Annotated in this window: 19 protein-coding genes; 13 read left to right on the top strand and 6 right to left on the bottom strand. The window is 42.7% G+C overall.

Annotated features, from left to right (window positions below; translation table 11 throughout):
• Window positions 1-138 precede the first annotated feature (138 nt).
• Complete coding sequence (locus tag ACMXYP_RS07415) at window positions 139-2,289, top strand: 4Fe-4S binding protein (RefSeq protein ID WP_415884375.1); 2,151 nt, start codon at window positions 139-141, stop codon at window positions 2,287-2,289.
• A gap of 62 nt (window positions 2,290-2,351) precedes the next feature.
• Here the strand turns inward: ACMXYP_RS07415 and ACMXYP_RS07420 are convergent, their stop codons facing one another.
• Window positions 2,352-4,115 carry a hypothetical protein gene (locus ACMXYP_RS07420; RefSeq protein ID WP_415884376.1) on the bottom strand — a complete coding sequence of 588 codons (1,764 nt, stop codon included), beginning with the start codon at window positions 4,113-4,115 and terminating at the stop codon, window positions 2,352-2,354.
• 227 nt (window positions 4,116-4,342) lie between these two features.
• Here ACMXYP_RS07420 and ACMXYP_RS07425 point away from each other — a divergent pair, with 227 nt between their 5' ends.
• Window positions 4,343-4,729, top strand: coding sequence for a tautomerase family protein (locus ACMXYP_RS07425; RefSeq protein ID WP_415884377.1), 387 nt, complete (start codon window positions 4,343-4,345; stop codon window positions 4,727-4,729).
• A 27-nt stretch (window positions 4,730-4,756) separates the two neighbouring features.
• Here ACMXYP_RS07425 and ACMXYP_RS07430 read toward each other — a convergent pair whose 3' ends face one another.
• Entirely contained in the window at window positions 4,757-5,215 is a 459-nt protein-coding gene (locus tag ACMXYP_RS07430; RefSeq protein ID WP_415884378.1) for a hypothetical protein, read from the bottom strand.
• A 221-nt stretch (window positions 5,216-5,436) separates the two neighbouring features.
• Here ACMXYP_RS07430 and ACMXYP_RS07435 point away from each other — a divergent pair, with 221 nt between their 5' ends.
• From ACMXYP_RS07435 to ACMXYP_RS07450, 4 genes are all read left to right on the top strand, one after another.
• Window positions 5,437-6,231, top strand: coding sequence for an SDR family NAD(P)-dependent oxidoreductase (locus ACMXYP_RS07435; protein ID WP_415884379.1), 795 nt, complete (start codon window positions 5,437-5,439; stop codon window positions 6,229-6,231).
• 159 nt (window positions 6,232-6,390) lie between these two features.
• Window positions 6,391-6,930, top strand: coding sequence for an isochorismatase family protein (locus ACMXYP_RS07440; RefSeq protein ID WP_415884380.1), 540 nt, complete (start codon window positions 6,391-6,393; stop codon window positions 6,928-6,930).
• Window positions 6,923-7,891 (top strand): GlxA family transcriptional regulator, encoded by a 969-nt coding sequence (locus tag ACMXYP_RS07445; protein ID WP_415884381.1) that lies wholly within the window; start codon window positions 6,923-6,925, stop codon window positions 7,889-7,891. Before ACMXYP_RS07440 ends, ACMXYP_RS07445 begins: the two co-directional genes overlap by 8 nt.
• A gap of 65 nt (window positions 7,892-7,956) precedes the next feature.
• Complete coding sequence (locus ACMXYP_RS07450) at window positions 7,957-8,589, top strand: MOSC domain-containing protein (RefSeq protein WP_415884382.1); 633 nt, start codon at window positions 7,957-7,959, stop codon at window positions 8,587-8,589.
• A 13-nt stretch (window positions 8,590-8,602) separates the two neighbouring features.
• On the opposite strand, the gene ACMXYP_RS07455 is transcribed toward ACMXYP_RS07450, so the two are convergent.
• Window positions 8,603-9,373, bottom strand: a complete 771-nt coding sequence (locus tag ACMXYP_RS07455) for a sulfite exporter TauE/SafE family protein (protein WP_415884383.1) — start codon at window positions 9,371-9,373, stop codon at window positions 8,603-8,605.
• Window positions 9,374-9,490: 117 nt separating this feature from the next.
• A complete protein-coding gene (locus ACMXYP_RS07460; RefSeq protein ID WP_415884384.1) occupies window positions 9,491-10,360 on the bottom strand; it encodes a delta-class carbonic anhydrase in 870 nt (289 codons plus the stop codon).
• A gap of 317 nt (window positions 10,361-10,677) precedes the next feature.
• Between ACMXYP_RS07460 and ACMXYP_RS07465 the strand changes: the two genes are divergently transcribed.
• Entirely contained in the window at window positions 10,678-11,595 is a 918-nt protein-coding gene (locus ACMXYP_RS07465) for an ABC transporter ATP-binding protein (protein WP_415884385.1), read from the top strand.
• 3 nt (window positions 11,596-11,598) lie between these two features.
• Window positions 11,599-12,360, top strand: coding sequence for an ABC transporter permease (locus tag ACMXYP_RS07470; protein WP_415884386.1), 762 nt, complete (start codon window positions 11,599-11,601; stop codon window positions 12,358-12,360).
• Between the two features lie 10 nt (window positions 12,361-12,370).
• Here the strand turns inward: ACMXYP_RS07470 and phnN are convergent, their stop codons facing one another.
• Entirely contained in the window at window positions 12,371-12,931 is a 561-nt protein-coding gene (gene phnN / locus ACMXYP_RS07475) for a phosphonate metabolism protein/1,5-bisphosphokinase (PRPP-forming) PhnN (protein WP_415884387.1), read from the bottom strand.
• A gap of 189 nt (window positions 12,932-13,120) precedes the next feature.
• Here phnN and ACMXYP_RS07480 point away from each other — a divergent pair, with 189 nt between their 5' ends.
• From ACMXYP_RS07480 to ACMXYP_RS07490, 3 genes are read left to right on the top strand one after another with little or no spacing between them, the layout of a single operon-like run.
• Window positions 13,121-13,861, top strand: coding sequence for a substrate-binding periplasmic protein (locus tag ACMXYP_RS07480; protein WP_415884388.1), 741 nt, complete (start codon window positions 13,121-13,123; stop codon window positions 13,859-13,861).
• Window positions 13,862-13,878: 17 nt separating this feature from the next.
• Entirely contained in the window at window positions 13,879-16,302 is a 2,424-nt protein-coding gene (locus ACMXYP_RS07485) for an EAL domain-containing protein (RefSeq protein ID WP_415884389.1), read from the top strand.
• Between the two features lie 7 nt (window positions 16,303-16,309).
• Window positions 16,310-16,648 (top strand): hypothetical protein, encoded by a 339-nt coding sequence (locus ACMXYP_RS07490; RefSeq protein ID WP_415884390.1) that lies wholly within the window; start codon window positions 16,310-16,312, stop codon window positions 16,646-16,648.
• A 52-nt stretch (window positions 16,649-16,700) separates the two neighbouring features.
• On the opposite strand, the gene ACMXYP_RS07495 is transcribed toward ACMXYP_RS07490, so the two are convergent.
• Complete coding sequence (locus ACMXYP_RS07495) at window positions 16,701-18,119, bottom strand: DEAD/DEAH box helicase (protein WP_415884391.1); 1,419 nt, start codon at window positions 18,117-18,119, stop codon at window positions 16,701-16,703.
• A 672-nt stretch (window positions 18,120-18,791) separates the two neighbouring features.
• On the opposite strand from ACMXYP_RS07495, the gene ACMXYP_RS07500 reads away from it, so the two are divergent.
• Both ACMXYP_RS07500 and ACMXYP_RS07505 read left to right on the top strand, forming a co-directional pair.
• Window positions 18,792-19,847, top strand: coding sequence for an HD domain-containing phosphohydrolase (locus tag ACMXYP_RS07500; protein WP_415884392.1), 1,056 nt, complete (start codon window positions 18,792-18,794; stop codon window positions 19,845-19,847).
• A 209-nt stretch (window positions 19,848-20,056) separates the two neighbouring features.
• Entirely contained in the window at window positions 20,057-20,455 is a 399-nt protein-coding gene (locus ACMXYP_RS07505) for a DUF2750 domain-containing protein (RefSeq protein WP_415884393.1), read from the top strand.
• Window positions 20,456-20,518: the final 63 nt, after the last annotated feature.

Genomic DNA, 20,518 nt, shown 5'->3' on the forward strand with positions numbered 1-20,518 from the left:
ATTGCAACCGGTGTTACCTTAGCACCGGTTTTTGTGCTGATGTACTGTACTTAAGGCCCCAGTGTTTAAGTCTTAAATGCAATTATTGCAGCGAGAATATGCAGTTAGCATGTTATAAAATAACAAGAATAAGTAGCCATGTATCAGTTCTATAATCGTAGTCTTAGCTATGTTTTCTTAGTGACCGTGCTGTTTGTATGCACGTTCGTCATGAGTCTTTCTACCAGTGTGCAAGCTGGCGTATTAACTAAAGATGACATAGTAAAAGCCTTTCCTTCTCCCTACATCGTCGGTGATAAAGATGAATCCCTAGCGGTATGGCCGTTATACCAGCAGATATCTACCGATACGCCGCTGGTGGGCTATGCCTATGAAACGATTGATATGGTTGCCGTACCGGGCTTTGCGGGGGTGCCTTATAATCTCTTAGTGGCGATGGACCCGCTGGGATCATTTATCAGCGTAAAAGTTCTATCTCATCACGAACCTGTATTTCTTGAAGGTTTGGGGGAGAAGCCTCTATTCGATTTTGCTAAACAGTACTCTGGCATATCGTTGATGCAGAACATAAAGATCGATGCCAGCCCAACGGTCGCTCAGCGTGAGAATAAAGCCAATGCTTATATCGACGGCGTGACTAAGGCGACGGCATCGGTTCGAATTTTAAACCAGACTTTATTATCAGCATCATTAACCGTAGCCCGTGAAAAGCTCGGGTTTGCTAAAGGGCGAGATCCCGATCTGATCGCGCGCTTAGATAAAGAGCTTTTTGAGCCTATGAGTTGGGAGCAGCTCATCGATGCAGGTCTCATTCAAAAATTCCGTTTTACCAATGATCAGGTAGAGCAACAGTTTAAAGATACGATTGGTGAAGGGCTGGACGAAGAAGGCCTAGAGGCGCCAGAAGAAACCTATATTGAGCTCTATGTAGCAAACCTAAGCGTGCCATCAGTGGGGCGAAACCTATTACTACCGGAAGCTTGGGAATATCTAAAAGAAAGCACAGCTGAGAATGACCAGCTTCTCTTAGTCGTCGGTGGCGGTCGATACTCATTTGTGGGTGAGGACTTTGTACGCGGTAAAGTGCCAGAGCGAATCAGCCTACAGCAAGCAGGTTTACCGGTTGAAATGCGAGATTTCGATTTAAGTGATCTGCTTGATCTGTATGAGCTGGACTACAAGATTAAACTGCCTGAAGCTTTATCTGAACATGAATGGAAGGCATTTCATGTAATCGGACAGGCAGGTTTAGATCCAGCATTCCCTTATGAATTTCAGCTGCATATCAGCCGTGAAAAGGGTTGGTTGTACCCAGAAACCGTCAGTAAAACTTTGGATTTCAAAACCGAACTGGATGATGATTATTACATCGCTGCAGAAACGGATAACAAGACTTGGCACAGTCTTTGGGCTGGACGCACTACAGATATCGTCATCCTGTTGGTAGGGCTGTTTGTTCTGACGATTGTGTTGGTACGATACCAGCTTCTAACTAAAGGTCAGCAGCATCTGCGTTGGTTCAGACCGCTATACCTAGTCTATACCTTGGTGTTTATCGGTTGGTACGCACAAGGTCAGTTGTCGATTGTAAACATTACTGGTGTGCTACAAGCGTGGCTAGCAGGGCGTAGTTTAGAGTTCTTCCTGTACGATCCTATGACGGTGATTATCTGGGCTTACGTGGGCATTACCTTCTTTGTTTGGGGGCGCGGCACATTCTGTGGTTGGTTATGTCCATTTGGCGCACTGCAGGAGCTTATCGGCAAGGTGTTAGCCTTCCTTAAAATACCTCAAATTAAGATTTCTGAGAAAACCGATGCGAGACTAAAAGGGCTTAAATATCTGGTCTTGCTGTTTATCTTAGTGGTTGCCGTTGTGTCCGTTCCGCTGACAGGTTCCGTAGTAGAGATCGAGCCATTTAAAACCAGTATTACTCTGATCTTTGATCGCTCTTGGCCATTTGTGTTGTGGGCTGTTTTGCTATTGGCATTAAGCCTGTTTGTTTACAAAGGTTACTGCCGCTATATCTGCCCGTTGGGTGCGAGCATGGCTGTGCTGGGTAAACTGCGGATCTATAAATGGCTGCCACGTCGAGAAGAGTGTGGATCGCCTTGTCGTTTGTGTACACAGAAGTGTGAATACCAAGCGATTCCACGTAGCGGTGTGATTGACTACAACGAGTGCTTCCAGTGTTTAGATTGTGTCGTAATTTACGATGATGATAAGCAGTGTGTACCGCTTGTGTTAGAAAAGCGCGGTCGCAAACTGAAAGTGAAGAATGTTGCTTAATTGATAAAAAACCACCACTAACACTATGATTTGTATAGGTTAGTGGTGGTTTTTATCTGTCACTATTCTGTTACAAGCTCGCTCATGGAATCTAAAAGCGATTTCGCTTGTTCTTTGGCTATATCAATATTTAGTTCTTGCTCATCTGTAGCTTCTTTTAGCGAGTTGATGCTCTCTAAAATGAACGCTTTGGTGTTATCGGTAAATGGGGTTAGTGTTTCTACTAGCTGATCTACTTGATCTTCAACAAAACTAGCAGCTTGCCAGAAATCGTCTTTTACCGGTTCGGGTAGTGCTGATTCAAAATCGACTAAGTCTTTTACGGCTTTGCTTTCAATAATCGCATTAGTACGATTTAAGAACTGCTCAAAATTATCTTCTAATAGCTCAAGATCATGCTCTGCTAAACGCGAGGTTGTAGGCCCTGTGTGGTTGGTCTGTTTAATTAGGTTGTCTCGCTGATCGGCCTCTACCTGACTTAAGATATTGGCTAATTGTTTAGTCTGGGCGGGCTCATCTTGATTTAGCCAAGCGTGAGTGGCTAAGAGTTCGATGGTTTGGCGTTGATCCTGAATGGCTGTATCACGATCTTTAATTTCATAGAATGCTCGGCCATCAGAGATCCTCTTCTCACCCATATAAGATTCAGCGACAAGCATTCGAGTATTGTGATCCGATCTAAGGGTATCGAGTGTTGAAAGCGCAGCGTCATTGCTGGATAGATCATGTTGAGAGTCATCACCTACCAGAGTATTCAAACCGGTAGAGGTGATCTCCAAATAAGCTCGCTGATGGGTGCTATCAAGATGGGTAAGGTCAGTGGCCATCTCTTTTAGTTGATCATCACTAAATGTGTAATCTTCTGTAAGAGAAACAAAGGTCTCTATCATGCCGTAAACAACTGAACGGGTATCATCAGCATGATTCAAAACAGCGCCGTGCCACTCTCCGGGTTGTGAGGTGTTGATGATAGGTTCTGGCGAATCTGGTTGTGTGGCGGTTTTGGAAAGCTCAGCAAGGTAGCCGACTACCGCGTCTTGAGTTTTAGGCTCAAAACCCTCTACAGAATCTAATAAACGAAAACTCAGTTCTAGGTCTCCGCCAAATAGCTGCAATAGATTAGATTGTTGCAGTTCATCTGTGCCTTCGAGGGTATTTAAAATACGGTTAGTGTCTTCTGATAGCCGCTCTGAATCGATATTGTTGATAGCAGTAACGAAGTTATGAATGTCGTTAGCAGTAGGGGAGCCTGGATTGAGCAAACCGCCGGAATCGTAAACCGAATCGTCATTTGATAAAGGGACTTTGCTGCTCAATTCATCCGCTTTTGCCAAAACTTGGCTACGCGTATCACTATCCAAAGAGGAGAGTGTTTGGATGAGGTCTTTTGCATTTTGTTGTCCGGAGGAATAATTGAGTGCAAACGAGTTAAAATCTGGCGGGGTCTGTAAAGCCAGTGCTGCGTTAGCAAACTGTTTTAGCTCGGTATCACTCAGCTGTTGCGCAAGCGCTAAGAACTCCTCATCTTCTAAAATGCCAAGATCAACTAAGTTTTGACCTTGTTCTTGGGATAGCTTGCCCAAGACGGCATGCATCTGATCCGTTTTTTCCGATTCCGGAAGAATCACAACCTGGTGTTTTCCTTCAAATGCAGTAAATCGCGTAAACTCACTCGGATTTTGCTGGCGCAGTTGTTCTATCTGCACCTCTACAGAATTAATCTGTTTGAGTTGGCTTTTCAGTTCTTGAGAGGGTTCAACCTGCTGAGGTTTGAGAGTTGAACTAAGTCCCTGTTGCAGTGGCAACTGATCCGATGTGATCTTCATAAATCCTTTCGCTTTAACTTCATCCGGGGTTTTATCTATAACGGCCAGATCTCAAGAATATTGACTGATCTGGGTTATATAGGAGGGTGTTTTGTGTGAAAGGTTCATAACAAATGTTTATTTGAGAAAAAATTGCAGATGTAATGAATTGATAAAGATAAAAGAGGATAGTTACTCTTTTGCTAGGAATAGCTATCCTCTTAATCGACCAAAATTTGGACCTAAATATGATCGTTATCTACGGAATTAAGCAGCAGCTAAACCCCATCAAAGCAGAACTGTCGGATGTTATTCATCAGTGTATGCAGCAGGTTTTGGGGTTTCCTGAGGACAAACGCGCGCATCGGTTTATTCCCATGGAAAAAGAAGATTTTTACTATCCTAGTGGTCGCAGTGACGCCTATACAGTTATTGAAATTAATATGATGGCTGGGCGCAAAGTTGAGACGCAGAAAAAGCTGATTCACACTCTATTCGAAAAGATAGAAGGGAAGATTGGTATTCTACCCGTTGATATTGAAATCATCATCAAAGAGCAGCAACCTTACCAGTGGGGCTTTAGAGGTATGACGGGTGATGAAGTGAACGACCTTAAATATAAAGTTAATGTCTAGTTGGCCATGAAGCTATAACTTATTGACCTAATTACACTGATGTTCGGCGAGTAGTTCTAGGCGGTTATAGGCAACTAAATGGGGTAAAAAAATCACCCTAACTTTGACTCCTTTACTTTCAAGATTGAAAGCATCAATTACATTACAAGCGTACTTTGCATAATCTTCAGTTCGATACCGTTGTATTACACCGATTTGGAGTGCTTTCTTTGAAGTCCATTTCACATCAGAGGCTAACGGCTCTTGATCGCTATTCATATAATCAGCGATTTTTTTGTGCTTTCTGCTGAAGCTTTGCTTTGATTTCTTTGATTTGATAATTTCATTTCGTTGCCCCTCGTTATTGTAGTAACCGGAGGGTGGTGCTTCATCTTTATCCATAAAGAAGGTTTTAGCGCTGACCTGTGGGCTAATTAGCACAGCCCAGAGTAGGCTTAAGCCTGTGAAAATCCATAATTTGGGTTTGATAAAGTTCAATTGCATCACGTTAAATTCGGTTACTGCTATTCATTTCTCAAGATTACGCTACCTATCTGATTTTAAAAGAATAAGTTTATTAAAATTTTATCTAAATCTATGAAAATTTTTTGATCTGAATTTATAAACGCTCGATTTTGATCATTGTTTGGTATTTATCTACCTCGGTGATTGAGAGTCATTCAAACATACTCCTAGGTAACTTATTAATAATGTTTGGAGGATTGAATATGGCTGGGCGTTTAGAAGGTAAGGTGGTGCTGATTACAGGTGCTGGTGGTGGGCTAGGCAGTGCGCAAGCACGTATGATGGCCGAAGAGGGTGCGAGTGTAATGCTGGCTAACTTACCAGAGGATCCCATTATTGCAGAAGGTCAGAAACCAACGGGGCTTTGGGATAATGCTGTTAGGGTTGCTGAAGAGATTCGGGCAGCTGGTGGTAAAGCCGATGTGGTGGCTTTGGATGTTACTGAAGAGCCTCAGTGGATTTCTGCGGTTAACGCAACCGAAGCAGCTTTCGGTAAGTTGGATGTATTGGTCAACAATGCGGGTATCTATTACCACGCAGGTTTATTGGATCATACCGTAGAGAAATTTGATCAAATTGTGGGAGTGAATCAGTTGGGCTGTTTGTTGGGCATGAAGTCAGCGATTCCTGCCATGCGTCGGTGTGGTGGCGGTTCTATCATAAACTTTGCATCGATTTATGGTATTTCAGGAGCAGGGACGTCCACGGCTTACCAGAGTACAAAAGGCGCCGTTCGATTAATGACTAAATCAGCGGCACTTGAGTTTGTCGGCGATAATATTCGTATTAACTCAATCTGCCCCGGGATGTTTGATACTAATCTGTTTGAAAGTTCTGTTCCGAAAGAAGCGTGGGGGCCTCTGGTCGATATGGTACCAATGAAGCGCTTTGGCAGACCAAAAGAGATCGCTTATGGCACGGTGTTCTTAGCCTCTGATGAGGCTTCTTTTATGACCGGGTCTGATCTGGTGATTGATGGCGGCTATACCTGCCCTTAAGTTTTTTCTTCACTTATTCTTACCTAGAAAAACTGCGCTTAAGTGCAGTTTTTTTGTTTGGCCGAAATTGTCCTGTTTTTGGCCGCTATCTTTCTTATGTCAATTTTGGTTATAGCTCACACTTAGCTCACAAATATTAGATACATGGGAGTTTAAGCTATGAAAAATACAGCGTTATTAGTGATTGATGTGCAGGAATCCTTTAAACATCGTGATTATTGGTATGATGATGGTTTTTCTGATTATGAAGCGAGACAAAACCGGCTAATTGATGCGGTAAGAGCGCAAGGTGGTTCAATTGTGTTTATCCTTCATCATGAAGATGAAGGCGTATTTTCAGTTGAGTCCGGTTTTGTCCGTTTGATGGATTTTCTGCATAAGAAGGATGAAGATAAGGTGTTTAACAAGCGCGTTCATAATGCGCTGCTCGACAGTGGTTTGCACGAGTGGTTACAAGGGCAATCGATTACCAAACTATTGGTGAGTGGCTTAAGAACGGAACAGTGCTGTGAAACCACAACGCGTGTAGGCAGTGATTTGGGTTATGAGGTAGATTTCGTGGTCGATGCGACTCATACCTTTACTATGAAAAATCAATTTACCGGTGAGACTGTGAGTGAAGAGGCCTTAAAGCAACATACCTCTATGATTTTGCAAGATCGCTTCGCAAATGTGCGCATGGTTGGGGACTATGAATAAGAAAAGGCGTGTTTATCTGTTGGTGTTGCCACGTGTCCATTTGTTGGATCTGGCTGCGCCTGCTCAGATCTTTGCACATCCTTCTCTAGAGGAGAGTATAGAGTTGCGCTATATCTCTCCTCGACCTGAACTGCAGTCCAAACAAGGCTTACATCTTGCTAATCTGGAGCCTTTACCGGAGAGGTTAGAAGCAGACGATTGGCTACTGTTGATCGGAACAAGCCAGTTAAATAAGCATCTTCATGAAGCTGATTACCAGACGGCGATTCAATGGTTAACCTCCGTAAAACAGCAATTCGGTTTGTTAGCGGGGATCTGTTCAGGTTCGCTTCTAGCGGCAAAGGCAGGTGTATTAGATGGTAAGCGCTGCACGACGCACCATGACCTTACCGCCTCACTTTGTCAGATCGCTCCAGACGCTTTAGTACAGGAAGATTGTATTTTCGTTACTGATGGCAATATATGGACGAGCGCCGGTATCACTACGGGGTTGGATCTTTGCTTACAGTTAGTTGATAACCATTGGGGGCAGGATCGGGCAGTACAAATTGCCCGTGAGATGGTGATCTACATGCGAAGATCTGGCCAGGAAGCGCAGCTGAGTTTTTGGTTAAACCATCGAAACCACACTCAGTCTCGCGTGCACAAAGTTCAGGACCTGATAATGGAGCAGCCGGGGTTTGATTGGGATGTGTCGCTATTGGCAGAACGAGTTCACTTAAGTGAACGTCATCTTCGGCGTTTGTTTCTGCAAGCAACGGGATTCAATCTGCAAGAGTACCTGCAGCAGGCGCGCATAGAGCTAGGTCGTCAGTTATTAGAACAAACCAAACTGCCTATAGATGTTATTGCTGAGCGTTGCGGGTTTCATTCTGAAAGAAGCTTAAGACGTGTTTGGGCAAGGTGGCAGGAGGGCACTCCCTCGCAATATCGAAGGAATTTAAATCTGATTGATATTTGATCAATTTGGTTATGGTCGTATATGTTTAAGTGACTGCGTTTCAACACCGTTTATGGAGGCGAGGCATGTCTACTTACCAAGGTACCATCAAGGGTTTATATATAGGGCAACCAAAACCAATTGGCCCAGATGATGCGCCAAGCGGTATCTTCAAAGAGCCCGTTGAAGCTTGTTTATTAACCAAAACAGGGCTGGAAGGTGATGTTCAAGTAGATAAGCGTGTGCATGGTGGTCCTGAAAAAGCGCTGTATCAATTCCCCTCAGAAAATTACGCAACCCTTCGCCAAGCCTTACCGCACCTTGAGGATAGTTTTATCTCTGGATCGATAGGTGAAAACCTTTCCAGTGAATCAGTGGATGATACTCAGGTTCATATTGGCGATATTGTGAAAGTGGGTGGTGCTTTAGTGCAGGTATCCCAACCCCGCAGACCTTGTTGGAAAGTGAATCATAAATACGGCAATGGCCATATAGCGCCTTTGCTTATGTCGCAGGCGATCAGTGGTTGGTACTACCGTGTGTTAGAAGAAGGTGAACTGCGCGTAGGCGATACATTTTCCTTGCAAGAACGGCTAGAGGATAGTGTCGCTGTTGCTGAAGTCTGGAAGGTCTTTTTAGAAAAGTTACAGTCCAGACTACCGCCAGAAGCGTTCAATACCAATATCCCAGGATTATCGACTGAATGGCGTTTTGAATAGCTGTTATTAGGGCTTAGCCGTACATATCGTAGAAGAAGTAAGCAGTGATGCCACAGCTAGCGAAAATTACGAAATTACGCACCCACTGTTGTGGTAACTGCCGTGAGTAGTGTGCTGCATAATAACCGCCTGCGAGCGTACCTATCAGAACGATCGTACCTGAATACCAATCGATCACCCCATCAATAATAAACAGCACAATCGCGATCAGTGATACGCATGAAGATACCAAAAGCTTGATACCGTTCATGGTGTTGATATTGGTATAACCGGCCAAAGCTAAATAACTCAGCGTGATAATACCTAATCCAGCATTGAAGAACCCGCCATAGAGACAAACGCCAAACAGCAGTAGCATCAGAAGAAAGCCTCCTACTGCTGATGCATGCTTATGAGCGCCCGAAAGACTTTTTAATGCGCTGTTGAGTCGTCCACCGAAGATAAAAAGAATCGTCGCGAATAGCAGTAACCATGGCACAGCTTCAAGAAATACCTCTTCAGGCGTTCTTAGTAGCAACACTGCACCTGCGATACCACCGATAAAACTAATCAAAATTAATTTTATGAGGTTCTTTCGATCTTGCCTGATATCTTTTCGCAGCGCATAGGTGCCGCTCATATAACCAGCACAGGCAGAGAATGTGTTGGTCGCATTCGCGCTAATCGGCGGTACACCCACAAACATCAAGGCTGGAAAGGTAATAAAGCTGCCGCCACCGGCGATTGCATTCAGTACACCACCAAAAAAACCTGCTACAAAAAGAATAAAGAGTTCAAACCACATTTATTGAAAAGCCTGTCGTGAGGGATCGATCAAGTATACCGTACTTAGCAGGCCAGTAGGTCAGTGGAAGCCCCTAAGTAGTTTCCGCTTAGGGGCCTTTTGTGTCGATGTTAAGTGTTAATGAGAGATAGGCGATAGAAATTCTGGTCGTGTCACTAGGTTTCTGACTCCATGGGCATGATCTTCATTAAAAGTATTGTCTTTTAACCAAGCATTTACCGTGGAAATGTCCACCTTAAGTACTTTTGGTCGAACACTCCATGTCACTTGGAATGGGGAGCCTTTAATGTTGTAACTAGGGCCTGTTGTGGAGCCTGCATACTGCACTGGTTTACCCGTGTTACTAGGGATATTAACGGCTTGATAGAAGCCGCTTCGGTTGTTGAACTTAGTTAAGTTTCTAAAATCTCGGGCGTTCTTATCATTTACTAATACAATAACTTGAGCTTCAACACGAAGTTGTGGGTTTTTGATCTCTTCGCTAAGGCATGCACCTAATGTCGGACCTGGTTTTACCTGAGCTGTAGAGTGAACAAAGTGAACTTCTAAAGTATCTCCAGGTATCAGTGCTTTATGACTATCGGATTTAACTTTTAAAGCAATTGGACTGAGTTCTTGTTCGGTTAAATCACCAGAAAATTGATAGCCAGTGTGGTAGCCGTGACCATCGCCATTGCCTGCAAATTTAGTGAACTCACCCCCTTTATGCTCGGCGTTTTTGTGTAGGTGGATATTGCATAGGTTCATGCTTTGATATGGAGGTGCTGTATTGAAAGCAACGGCGTTTGTACCGGCTGTAGAATCTATATCTCGAGGGGACTGAGGGCCAAAGCCATTACCGTACATATTGGCGTAAAGCAGTTTATCTTGCTTAAGTAGCACGTTATCACTGACATGTTGATTGTGTGCTGAGCTAGGGTTTTCTGCGTGGGACGTGAGCGATAAAAGCAGTGAGGCAGATAATAGGGTAAGTGGAAGTGTTCGCATTGTATTGTTCCTGTCGGCTATAAATATCTGATGCACGCAGGAGGTGAAATACAGCTTGGGCTTGTTTCATTGAATATCCTATCAACGCTTAACCAAGCCAAATCACCGTCCGTAGTGAATGTTTATTGAGAAATAAAACAGTTGTTTTAATTCAGTAGGTAGCAAAATATAGTTGCGTGATAACTGCGTCAAGTAGCTATTGTTGTGATCTTCATAACAGAGTGTTTACCTAGCTTTATCTATCTGATGGATAGATATTTCTCTAATATGGTCAAAGCGTTTTCATGTACAGGTTCCAGTTCAGGAGTTAGCTTTTAATGCAGCCGATTATTCAGGTGCAGGACTTAAATAAAACATACGATTCTGGGTTTACTGCTTTACGTTCGGTGAATCTTGATATCAAAAAAGGTGAGATCTTTGCACTATTGGGTCCTAATGGTGCGGGTAAAACAACGCTGATTAGTATTATTTGCGGAATTAGCCGTGGAACCTCAGGTACGGTTTTAGCGGGTGGTCATGATATCGCTAAGGATTATCGCCAGGCCCGAAGCAAAATCGGATTAGTACCGCAGGAACTTACGACTGATGCTTTTGAAACAGTCTGGGCAACTGTCAATTTTAGCCGTGGTTTGTTTGGTAAAGCGCCACGTAAGGCTTACATCGAGAAAATCCTTAAGCAGCTTTCTCTGTGGGATAAACGTAATTCAAAGATGCTAGAACTGTCTGGTGGTATGAAGCGCAGGGTGATGATTGCGAAAGCCTTGTCGCATGAGCCAGAGATTCTTTTCTTGGATGAGCCTACTGCAGGCGTCGATGTCGAACTGCGACGTGATATGTGGGAGATGGTTCGAGAGCTGCGTGATAACGGAGTCACGATCATTTTGACAACTCACTACATTGAAGAAGCCGAAGAGATGGCTGATCGTATTGGAGTGATTCGTAAGGGTGAAATTATCCTGATCGAAGAGAAGGCGACACTGATGTCTAAGTTGGGCAAAAAATCCCTGCATATTCATCTTCAACAGCCGATGGAGCAGATTCCTTCAGAGTTGGAGTATTTTAATCTGACTTTAGAGCAAGCAGGGGAATACCTTCAGTATGTTTATGATGCCAGTGAAAGTGAGCAGGTTGCTGAATTGTTAGCGAAATTAAATGAGCTAGGCGTCGGGATTAAAGATTTGAACTCTTCGGAAAGCTCGCTTGAAGATATCTTTGTAGAACTGGTGCAGGAGTAAGTGATGAATTTTTACGGTATTCGAGCGATCTATAAGTTCGAAATGGCGCGCACCTTTCGTACGTTGATGCAGAGTATTGCTTCTCCAGTGCTTTCAACATCACTCTATTTTATTGTCTTTGGTACTGCCATTGGCTCAAGAATGGGGGAGATTGATGGTATTAGCTATGCGGCATTTATTATTCCGGGTCTATTAATGCTGTCACTGTTGAGTGAGAGTATTTCTAATGCGTCTTTTGGTATCTTCTTTCCGAAGTTTTCTGGGACGATTTACGAAGTATTGTCAGCACCGGTTTCACCTTTTGAGATTGTAGCTGGCTATGTTGGCGCGGCAGCAACGAAATCGGTCATGCTAGGGCTATTGATTCTGGCTACTGCGAGTTTGTTTGTCGATTACACTATCTTGCACCCGCTATGGATGCTTTGTTTCCTAGTTATTACTGCTATTACTTTTAGCTTATTTGGCTTTGTTATTGGTATCTGGGCCGATGATTTCCAGAAGCTTCAGATCATTCCATTGATGGTAATAACACCTCTGACTTTCTTAGGCGGAGCGTTTTACTCGATCAATATGTTGCCTGAACCTTGGCAGACTATTTCACTATTTAATCCTGTTGTTTATTTGGTGAGTGGTTTCCGCTGGGCGTTTTATGGCGTGGCTGATGTGAATGTTGGCCTAAGTTTGGGAATGACCATATTGTTTATGATGAGCTGTATGGCAATCATTGCTTGGATATTCCGAAGTGGCTACCGCATCAGAAGCTAGATTGTAGCGATTAACGAATAAATCGGTGCTCGGTGATGATATCCATCAGAGCATCGATTCCTTCTTCTTTAGTGCCGCTATTGTCTATATATAAAGTGCCGGATGGCATGTGGTCCAAAAAGTCATCATGACGCTTTAAACGCTTCTCTATCTCTATATCTGTTTCCCTTCCGCGATTATGCAATCTATCCCTTAGTAGCTCGGTTCTAATATTTATCATCACTGGGATAAGAAAGTCGTATTGCTTCATGGCAATTGGAAGATACTCGCGAGAGCCGTTAATAATGACGTTGAGTCCCGCTTTAACCCAGATTTCGACCTCTTTACCTATCCCATACAAATGGTTATGAGATGCCCAGTGCATAGCAAACATTGCGGTATCAACGCGTAGTTGAAATTCTGACTCTGTAAGGTGGATGTGGTTTTCTCCACCGGCATCTGCAGCCCGCGTGATGTACCTATGGGCGATAAATGCCTGATGGCTATGTTCTAAACGTTCCCTACAGCCTTGTAGGAGAGTGTCTTTTCCAGAGCCAGAGGCGCCCATAAGATAAAAAAGTTTACCGCTCATCAACTTTCCGATAGTGAGATTGCGTTTTTGTAGTTATAGCAAACTCACTTTATCAAAGCTTTAGCGCTTTGGACTAGATTCGATATGGTTGAGTGTGCCGGTTTGGTGTTGTGTATCCTCTTTTAATTGATACATCTTTAAATTAACCTAGTCTGTTATAAGGTTATTAAATGTATGAGGGGGATGACAGTGACGCGATTGAACCGTTTGGCGATCTCTTTAACGTTATTGCTGTTGCTGCCTTATGCTCAAGCTAATCAGACCGTTCAGTTATACACGGTTGATTATCCTCCCTACACCATGGTTGATGATAACGGTGTAATCAGTGGTATCGACGTGGAGGTTACGCAAGCAGCTTTTGCTGCCGTAGGTATTAATGCGGATATACAAACAGCCCCATGGAAGAGGATATTAAAGAGTATTCGCCATGGGCGCATGGCTGGCACAGTTACTTGCTCTAAAAGGACCGGTAGAGATAAATTTATTTTGTTTAGTGATGTTTTAAGTGAAGCATATCAGTCTGCTGTAATGCACAGTGATCGAGTTGATACAGATATCGTTAGCTTTGACGATTTGGCTAGGGTAAATGTTTCAGTTGTTGATGGTTGGGGTATTCAAAAAGAGTTACAACAGGCAGGTATTTCCCATTCTATAGTGCCTGATGTTGATAGTGGGGTCCGTTCATTAGTTTATCGAGACGTAGATGTTTTCTACAACGCTGGTCTTGTAACTCAATATCACGCGAGGAAATTGGGATTGCTCGATAAAATCAAAATTAAGCGCCTGAAAGGCAAGCAAAGTACTCAGTATCATCTGTGTTTAAGTAAAATGTATCCAGATGCTGATGTTCTTTTGGATAAGTTTAATGAAGGTCTACGCTTAATCAAAATTAATGGTCAGTATCAGGCTATTTACGATCGTTACCTATAATTTCAAAACGGCATTTTATGGCCCTTAATTTAAGACGCAAGATTGCTCTCAAACAAGCGCGCTTTATCTTATTTATTGCGTTGCTATTAGGACTCTTTTCCTCTGGCTTGCAGATCTACTTGGATCTTCAGCAAGTGAGAAAAAACACTTCTGAGGATACTGTTCGTATTATCAGTATGTATCGTGATACAGCTACCCAGGCTGTCTATAACCTCAATGCTTTCCAGGCAAACGAGGTGACTTCTTCGCTTGTCTCTTATCCTATGATTTATCATGCGAAATTAATCGATGATTTCAGTGAAACCTTGGCCGAACATCGACGGGATCAAACATTGAGTTCTAGCTTTGTTTCGCAGTCTACCCAGCAATTATTTGATTTAAATCGCTATATTGAATTGGAGCTGGCGGTTGTTAATTCTGATAATGAAAGGGCGAAGCTTATAGTAGAACTGGATACGTTATATGTGGCTAACAGTTTTACACAACGCGCTATTAACAGTTTATTTTTGGGGTTGATGCACAGCGTTGCCTTGGCTGCTATTTTCTTACTTTTAACCTATCGATTTCTTTCTCGCCCGATTGTAAATACAGCCAAATGGGTTAACGAATTACGTTCTGGTGATAAAAGTTCGGCTTTACCCTATACCGCAGAAGATGAATTAGGTGATTTGGTTCGCAGCTTTGCAGGATTATGGAAAGATCGTGAGGCTGTAACTGATAAATTAACCGAAATGGTTGCAGAGCTATCTGAAAGTGAGCATTTTTCGCGCTCAATAATGGATAACGCTGGGGACGCTATGTTCCTATGTGGTCTTGATAGCACCATTTACCGTGTAAATAACCAAGGTGCAAGCACGCTTGGATTATCAAAAACACAGCTTAGTAATACCAAGCTTTCTGATTACAGTAAAAACTACTCATTCGAAGAATACCAGCAAGTGTTTGAGGGTATTAGCGGCAGTCAAGTGACCACTTTCGAAGATCTGCAGGTACATGCTGATGGTAGTGTTTTTCCTGTAGAGGCGAGAGCGATTAAGCTTACGCTCCAATCCCAAGAATACCTTCTGATCGTTGCTAGGGACATTTCCGTTAGGAAGCAAGCAGAAAAACAGATCCATGAGTTAGCGTTTTATGACACGTTGACGGGGTTGCCTAATCGCCGATTGTATTTGGATAGGCTTACAGCCTCAGTCGAATTACACCAAGCGAATCATAATTACGGTGCTGTTTTGTTCTTAGATCTTGATCGATTTAAAACAATTAATGACTCCCTAGGGCATGGTGTTGGTGATGAGTTGCTCAATAATATTGCGCAACGTTTAACACATGTTTTACCTATTGAATCAACGTGTGCTCGATTTGGTGGTGATGAATTCGTTATTCTCATACCCGAAACTGGAAATTCTCTAGAAGTGTGCGCTGATGTATCTGCACATTTGGCGCAAGAAGTTCTAAAAGTTATGTCAGAGCCATTCAGCATTGAAGGACACACACTTTATTGTACGGCTAGTATAGGTATTGCTGTATTCCCTGCTGCTGATGCATCGGCACAGGATATTATTCGGCAGGCAGACACTGCGTTATACCGTGTTAAGGCGATGGGTCGAAATGGCTTTCAGTTCTATGATCCTGAGATGCAATCTACTGCGCAGGAGCGTTTAGAGGTCGAAAAAGGGCTTCATCAGGCACTCACATCCAATCAATTTGTTTTGTGGTTTCAGCCGCAAATTTGTAGAGACGGTCAACTGGTTGGAGCGGAAGCTCTTATCCGTTGGCAGCATCCAGAAAAAGGAATAATCTTTCCTGGTGGGTTTATTCAGGTTGCTGAAGAGAGTGGGCAGATTGTTGAGATCGGCAATTGGGTTTTAAGAGAAGGGTTAAAACATTTGGCTCAATGGAGAGCTGATGGTTTGCCCGAGAGTTTCCAGCGTCTTGCTATTAATATCAGCCCTATGCAATTTATGCAGGTGGACTTTGTCGATCAAGTTATCCAGCTAATGGATGAATATGATTTGCCAGGCGATGCAGTTGAATTAGAAATTACCGAAAATATGCTGCTCAATAACTTTGAAGTGGCGAGTCACAAGATGAATCTTTTGAAAAGGAAAGGGGTTTCTTTTGCGATTGATGATTTCGGGACAGGTTATTCTTCGCTTAAATATCTTCGACACTTGCCGCTGGATATACTTAAAATAGATCGCTCATTCGTAACGGACCTTCGTCCAAAAACTGAAGAAGCTGCCATTGTTGAAGTTATTTTGGCGACTGCTGATCGTTTAGGGCTATTGGTCATTGCTGAAGGTGTTGAAACCATCGAAGAGAAAGATACCTTAGTTCAATTGGGATGTGACTGCTTTCAAGGTTACCTGTTATCTAAACCCCTACCTGCTGATAAGTTTATTGAGTTTCTATCCTCCAATGATGTTGTAGTAATAGATTGAGTAATTAATGAGTGAGTTAAGCAAAGAATTGGAACTGCTTTGGGAGCAGGCTTCTGAAGCGCATACTGCAATACAGCGGGATTTTTCAGATATCGATCCGCTTATTGGTGTTAGTCAAAATATGCGAACGCAGGGTATACCTGCGGACGTTATGACTATTGATTGTTTGCGTACACGTAAACGGATAATTGTCATCTTGCATGATCAGCAGCCTGATATTGTTAGCTATCAATTTGCGGATATGGACTCAGATCCTGAAGGTGGTTTTGAAACTTTAGCGTTTGAGAATGTAACGGAAAAGCGTATCTATCAATGGATCGCAGAGTATTTTAAGAATCCATTATAAGTGAATCTGTTATGGGCTTCAGGCCAGTAGTAACTGGCCTGAGTGTGCTTTGTTAAGTGCGGTTACCCCAAGGGTTTGAAGCGGGGCGCTTGGTTGTACGTTTTTTGTTTCCGCTTTCTTGTTTTTGGCCTGGTTTCTGCCCTTTAGGTTTGGAACTATTACGTTTACCTGCACCTTCACTTGCTTTGTGCGATTTGTTTTTACCTTGAGGCTTATGCCCGCGGGAATTATCCCCTGAACGTTGGCCGTCACGATGGCCTTTAGCCTGCTTGGGTTTGTTACTGTTATTTGATTTCTTTCGAGCCGGTTTTTTGCTTAAGTCTGAGGCTGGCAGAGCGTGTGCTGGTTCGAAACCTTCGATGATCTCTCTGTCTAATACTTTACCGATTAGACGCTCAATTGCGTGTAAATGATCAAATTCATCAGCACTTACCAAAGAAACGGCTTGGCCTGTCGCGCCTGCTCGACCTGTACGGCCAATACGATGAACATAATCTTCAGGCACATTCGGTAGATCGAAATTCACTACTTGAGGCAATTGGTCAATATCAATTCCTCGAGCAGCGATATCTGTTGCAACGAGTACTCTTACAGAGCCGCTTTTGAACTCCGCTAATGCCTTGGTTCGTGCGCCTTGACTTTTATTGCCGTGAATCGCGGCAGCACTGATTTTGGCAGATTCTAACTGACGAACTAAGCGGTTAGCGCCGTGTTTGGTTCTTGAGAATACAAGCACTTGATGCCAGTCATTGTCTTTGATCAATTGACTCAAAATTTGCGACTTCTGCTTTTTGTCTACGGGGCAAATCCACTGTTTAACCGTTGAAGCTGTGGAATTGGCAGGGGTGACAGAAATCTCTACAGGGTTAGATACAAAGGCTTGGGCCAATTTTCTAATTTGTGGTGAAAATGTCGCTGAAAATAGCAGGTTTTGACGCTGTGAAGGCAAAAACTTCAGGATTTTCTTAATGTCATGAATAAAGCCCATATCGAGCATACGATCAGCTTCATCTAGGACAAGAACTTCTAGTTGGCTAAATTTAACAGCACCTTGATTGTGCAGATCAATCAATCGGCCGGGAGTCGCTACTAAAACATCGACTCCGCCTCTTAATTTGGCAATTTGTGGATTAATTTTGACGCCGCCAAAAACTACGGTCGAACGTATGGCTAAATTTTTTGAGTAGCTCTCTACACTATCGTTTACTTGAGCGGCAAGTTCTCTGGTTGGAGTAAGAATTAGCGCTCTAACATGCCCGCGTTTAGCAGGTGTACCATGACTTAATCTCTCTAAAATCGGAAGAGTAAAGCCTGCGGTTTTACCAGTACCCGTTTGTGCTGCAGCCATAAGGTCGTGACCTTCGATGACCGCAGGAATTGCCTGCTCCTGAATAGGGGAAGGTGTTGAATAGCCTTTGGCATCGATCGCATCAAGAATAGGGCTAGATAAACCAAGCTCTGTAAAGTTCATAATTATCTCTTAAGGAAAGCGTTCTTCGCGTGTAAACGTTCAGGTCGATCTTTTAAAAAGCGACTTTTAACACGCTGTCATAGTGTTTGATTGGAGCTATGGGCATCACACTGAACGTTGCGAGGCCTTAGGAGATAGGGGAGAACCGTACTACATTCCTGCTCTACAGGTAGCTCGTAGTACTCTTAAAAACGTAGTTTGCTTAAGATAATACGATACTAGGTAATCAATGCGCGGATATTAGCATTATAAAAGGCGCATAGCAGCTTAAACTTCGCTTTAGGGACTTTATCCTGGTGCGAGAGTTACGTCACCGGTGTTTCTCATGATGTTGTTTTACTTATCAGCAAGGAATCTAGTTGAATTTTTAACATATTAATTTGCTTTTAATTAATTTATTTCGTTGGGAGTAAAGTCTTCCAGCATACTGTTTTAAGCCAGTTTACGGTTGAATTGAACTACTCAAAGTGCCTTACAAATTGAAATCCACTCACCTTGTAAGGTTATTTGCTTCTGCGTACGTATGTATTTTTTGCTAAACAATGACTTATAGCTAGACTGTTGTTGTAACCGTTTGAAGTACATGAATTAACTTTCCACTAATACACGGCCAATCAGCACAGAAAAGCTGGAAATATGGAAGTTTGTAAAGTGCATTAAGGGATTAAACGCATGAATAGCTATGTTGATCACCATAAAATTCTTATTTGTGACGATTCACTGACAAACGTTTTAATTCTTAGCAAATTAATTGAAACTGAAATCAGTAATACATCTATCACTTCTTTGACGGACCCTCGAAAAGTTTTACCTCAACTTGAGCAGCAGGACTTCGATCTAATATTGTTAGATCTCGAAATGCCAGGATTAAATGGATTTGAAGTTTTGTACCAAATACGTCAACGCTGGGAAATGGATCAACTCCCAGTAATCATACTCACGGGCTCTACTGGGGCAGATCTTCGCAATAAAAGCTTATCTAATGGTGCTAATGATTTTATGAATAAGCCATTCGATCAAGCTGAAATATGCCTTAGAGTAAATAATACATTAAAGATTGCTAATGCTCATAAAGTACTTTCATCCGAAAAAAATCAATTAGAGTCACTTGTACAAAATAGGACCCAAGAATTAGATAAAACGGTAGAGAGCGTAATCCAATTATTAGGAATGATTGGGGAGTATAAGGATACTGAAACAGCTAAGCATGTCTTAAGGGTTGGAAAAATTAGTCGGGTTCTCGCTTTGGGGGCCGGGTTGCCTGCGGATCTTGCTTACATGCTTGAAAAAGCAGCACCATTGCATGACATAGGTAAGGTAGGCGTGCCAGATCGAATTTTATTAAAACGAGGTCCTCTGGACGAAGAAGAAATGAGGATCATGAAGCAACACACTGAACATGGATACAATCTTTTATCTGGCAACGATGCTCTAGTTATACAATTAGCCCGCAGTATTGCCGCTACACATCATGAACGCTGGGATGGGAATGGATACCTACGAGGTCTTAGCGGAGAATCTATACCCATCGAAGGACGTATTACATCTGTGGCTGATGTATTTGATGCTTTAGTCAGTGAACGACCTTATAAGAAAGCTTGGTCATATGAGGATGCCACCGATTATATAGTAAAAGAATCTGGTAAGGCGTTTGATCCAAACCTCATTCTTATTTTTCAACAACACTTGGATGACATTATCCAAATTCAACAAGAATTAGCTGATTGACTAGGATTGATGGCTCAATTGAATTCAATCGATGGATTGATCGTGTCTACAGATACCTTGAAACTTTATAAACATCGAAGCGAATACTCCGAGATTAGATGTTTGTCTTGCAGAACAATAATTATCTCAAGATTATTGGAAAGACTGTAGGGTATAATTGAAGACCATTTTCGATAAGTGCGCTTTACGCATCGTTTTCAGAGGTTTCTATGTCAAATGAGTCTGGCAATCCATCACTAGAGCAGTTACAAGAATACAATGAAGAGCAGCTTTATAGTTTCTTTATTGCGGAATCGGTAACTAATGAGCAGATTTGGATTTTGACAGATGAGTACGGTTGCGTGATGTTAAACACAGACGAAGAAGACTGTGTACCGGTTTGGCCGTCACAAGAGCTAGCACAAGCCTGGGCAACCGAAGAGTGGAGTGAGTGTAAACCTGAAGCGATCAGTCTCTCTGTTTGGCATAAGCGCTGGACGCCAGGTCTAGAAGAGGATGGCTTCGCAGTTGTGGTTTGCCCATTTGAAAGTCAGGATGGCATTGTTACTTATGCTGAAGAATTAGAAAAAGCCTTACAGAAAAAAGCAGCAAAATTAGCGCGTAAATAATCTATCTAATTCTAGCTGTATAAGGCTGTAGTTTCTCTCTATAGCCTTCCTTTCATTGAATAT

The sequence above is a fragment of the Neptuniibacter sp. QD34_54 genome, assembly GCF_047778055.1.
Taxonomy (GTDB): Bacteria; Pseudomonadota; Gammaproteobacteria; order Pseudomonadales; family Balneatricaceae; genus Neptuniibacter.

What these genes read in the sequence shown, in the direction of transcription:
- ACMXYP_RS07500 (WP_415884392.1), top strand. Translation starts at nt 18,792, where the DNA reads ATGAATAGCTATGTTGATCACCATAAAATTCTTATTTGTGACGATTCA.
- ACMXYP_RS07455 (WP_415884383.1), bottom strand. Translation starts at nt 9,373, where the DNA reads ATGTGGTTTGAACTCTTTATTCTTTTTGTAGCAGGTTTTTTTGGTGGT.
- ACMXYP_RS07440 (WP_415884380.1), top strand. Translation starts at nt 6,391, where the DNA reads ATGAAAAATACAGCGTTATTAGTGATTGATGTGCAGGAATCCTTTAAA.
- ACMXYP_RS07485 (WP_415884389.1), top strand. Translation starts at nt 13,879, where the DNA reads ATGGCCCTTAATTTAAGACGCAAGATTGCTCTCAAACAAGCGCGCTTT.
- ACMXYP_RS07465 (WP_415884385.1), top strand. Translation starts at nt 10,678, where the DNA reads ATGCAGCCGATTATTCAGGTGCAGGACTTAAATAAAACATACGATTCT.
- ACMXYP_RS07425 (WP_415884377.1), top strand. Translation starts at nt 4,343, where the DNA reads ATGATCGTTATCTACGGAATTAAGCAGCAGCTAAACCCCATCAAAGCA.
- ACMXYP_RS07435 (WP_415884379.1), top strand. Translation starts at nt 5,437, where the DNA reads ATGGCTGGGCGTTTAGAAGGTAAGGTGGTGCTGATTACAGGTGCTGGT.
- ACMXYP_RS07490 (WP_415884390.1), top strand. Translation starts at nt 16,310, where the DNA reads ATGAGTGAGTTAAGCAAAGAATTGGAACTGCTTTGGGAGCAGGCTTCT.
- phnN (WP_415884387.1), bottom strand. Translation starts at nt 12,931, where the DNA reads ATGAGCGGTAAACTTTTTTATCTTATGGGCGCCTCTGGCTCTGGAAAA.
- ACMXYP_RS07445 (WP_415884381.1), top strand. Translation starts at nt 6,923, where the DNA reads ATGAATAAGAAAAGGCGTGTTTATCTGTTGGTGTTGCCACGTGTCCAT.
- ACMXYP_RS07470 (WP_415884386.1), top strand. Translation starts at nt 11,599, where the DNA reads ATGAATTTTTACGGTATTCGAGCGATCTATAAGTTCGAAATGGCGCGC.
- ACMXYP_RS07415 (WP_415884375.1), top strand. Translation starts at nt 139, where the DNA reads ATGTATCAGTTCTATAATCGTAGTCTTAGCTATGTTTTCTTAGTGACC.
- ACMXYP_RS07460 (WP_415884384.1), bottom strand. Translation starts at nt 10,360, where the DNA reads ATGCGAACACTTCCACTTACCCTATTATCTGCCTCACTGCTTTTATCG.
- ACMXYP_RS07495 (WP_415884391.1), bottom strand. Translation starts at nt 18,119, where the DNA reads ATGAACTTTACAGAGCTTGGTTTATCTAGCCCTATTCTTGATGCGATC.
- ACMXYP_RS07505 (WP_415884393.1), top strand. Translation starts at nt 20,057, where the DNA reads ATGTCAAATGAGTCTGGCAATCCATCACTAGAGCAGTTACAAGAATAC.
- ACMXYP_RS07450 (WP_415884382.1), top strand. Translation starts at nt 7,957, where the DNA reads ATGTCTACTTACCAAGGTACCATCAAGGGTTTATATATAGGGCAACCA.
- ACMXYP_RS07420 (WP_415884376.1), bottom strand. Translation starts at nt 4,115, where the DNA reads ATGAAGATCACATCGGATCAGTTGCCACTGCAACAGGGACTTAGTTCA.